The sequence below is a fragment of the Photorhabdus sp. RM323S genome, from assembly GCF_042879375.1.
GTDB classification, from domain to species: domain Bacteria; phylum Pseudomonadota; class Gammaproteobacteria; order Enterobacterales; family Enterobacteriaceae; genus Photorhabdus; species Photorhabdus tasmaniensis.
In genome coordinates this window covers 1-644 of sequence record NZ_JBHFKZ010000185.1, presented here as the reverse complement: position 1 = coordinate 644, position 644 = coordinate 1, and the positions used below count along the sequence as shown (strand labels likewise).

Sequence of the window (644 nt, the reverse complement as noted above, 5' to 3'; positions counted from 1 at the left end):
CCAACCAGTTATGGTTGGTTTTTTTATTTGCGGGATTTGGTTGGGGAAAAATAGGGGCAAAACTGGGGAAAAACCCCGCTTCCATATCTGACATTTGCCACAATTAACAAACCATCTCCCCTCACCCCAAAAAATAAAATTATCTAATTATTTTTTGATTGTAATTATTGCAGACAAATACTTATACACAGTAGACAGTGACGTATTATAAATCAGTGATAGCTGTTTACGTGTGTGACCTTTCGCCAACAATCTTGCAGCTTGTTGTTGTCCAACCGATGAAAGAAGAACCTCCCCATAGCGGTGCTTGTGAAGTATCTACCCGGCTTAGTAACACCCGGTATTTCTTCCATTCAAGCAGAGCGGCTTCTTCAGCTTCGGTAGCAACCTCTAAGTCAACAGAGTTTTGCAACAATGAGAGTGTTTCATTGGCTTGTTGCAGCAATGTGGTTTGTTGTTGCTTGGCTTCACCATGAGAGCAAGATCAATTCAATCGTCCGTTTAGAATGTCAGCTTTGTCCGGTACAGTTAAACCCGTCTTTGTAAATAACAGAATTCGGGTTAATCAATAGAAATTATAACGAATCATTAGAATCAATTTCCCGACCTGCAAACTTCTTGTAGGCCCCAACAAATAAGCCCCG

1 protein-coding gene and 1 pseudogene are annotated in these 644 nt (G+C 40.8%); both read right to left on the bottom strand.

The genetic code is table 11. The annotated features are described in order from the left end of the window. Positions 1 to 147 precede the first annotated feature (147 nt). Positions 148 to 270 (bottom strand): annotated as a pseudogene (locus ACGF7G_RS22580) (helix-turn-helix domain-containing protein); the annotation flags it as partial. Further along, positions 227 to 412, bottom strand: coding sequence for a tail fiber assembly protein (locus tag ACGF7G_RS22575; RefSeq protein WP_387468525.1), 186 nt, complete (start codon positions 410 to 412; stop codon positions 227 to 229). The pseudogene ACGF7G_RS22580 and the gene ACGF7G_RS22575, both read right to left, overlap by 44 nt. Positions 413 to 644 lie beyond the last annotated feature (232 nt).